Genomic DNA, 1,051 nt, shown 5'->3' on the forward strand with positions numbered 1-1,051 from the left:
CCTGTTACGTCTGTTGTTCTAAAATAAAATTGTGGTCTATATCCATCAAAAAATGGTGTATGTCTTCCGCCTTCTTCTTTCTTTAGTACGTATACTTGACCTACAAATTTTTTGTGTGGATTTACACTGCCTGGTTTTGCTAATACCTGACCTCTTTCTATATCTGTTCTTTGTATTCCTCTTAATAATGCTCCTATATTATCTCCTGCCATTGCTTGGTCTAAGAGCTTTCTAAACATTTCTACTCCTGTTACTACTGTCTTCTTTCTTTCTTCGCTTAATCCTACTATTTCTACTTCGTCTCCTACTTTTAGTATTCCACTTTCTACTCTTCCTGTTGCTACTGTTCCTCTTCCTGTTATTGTGAATACATCTTCTACTGGCATTAAGAATGGCTTATCTGTTGCTCTTTCTGGTGTTGGTATATAGCTATCTACTGCATCCATTAATTCCATTATGCATTTTGTTGCTTCTGGATCTGTTGGATTTTCTAATGCTTTTAATGCACTTCCTGTTATTATTGGGATTTCATCTCCTGGGAAGTTGTATTCATTTAATAACTCTCTTACTTCCATTTCTACTAATTCTAATAGTTCTGGATCGTCTACCATATCTGCTTTATTTAAAAATACTACTATGTAATCTACTCCTACTCTTGATGCTAGTAGTATATGCTCTCTTGTTTGTGGCATTGGACCATCTGCTGCACTTACTACTAATATTGCTCCGTCCATTTGTGCTGCTCCTGTTATCATGTTCTTTACATAGTCTGCGTGTCCTGGACAGTCTACGTGTGCATAGTGTCTGTTATCTGTTTCATATTCTACGTGTGCTGTATTTATTGTTATTCCTCTTTCTTTTTCTTCTGGTGCCTTATCTATTTCGTCATATTTTGTTGCTTCTGCATATCCTTTGTTTGCTAATACTGTTGTTATTGCTGCTGTTAATGTTGTCTTACCATGGTCTACGTGTCCTATTGTTCCAATATTTACATGTGGCTTGCTTCTTTCAAATTTTGCCTTTGACATTTTTATTTCCTCCTTTATTTCAA

At 35.7% G+C, this 1,051-nt stretch carries 1 protein-coding gene; it reads right to left on the reverse strand.

Annotation, left to right across the window (positions count from 1 at the left end; genetic code table 11):
- Positions 1-1,028: elongation factor Tu (gene tuf / locus EGD97_RS12250; RefSeq protein WP_127837562.1), on the reverse strand; the 1,028-nt coding region annotated here is incomplete at its 3' end.
- Positions 1,029-1,051 lie beyond the last annotated feature (23 nt).

The sequence above is a fragment of the Clostridium prolinivorans genome, from assembly GCF_004011155.1.
GTDB lineage: Bacteria > Bacillota > Clostridia > Clostridiales > Clostridiaceae > Clostridium_AT > Clostridium_AT prolinivorans.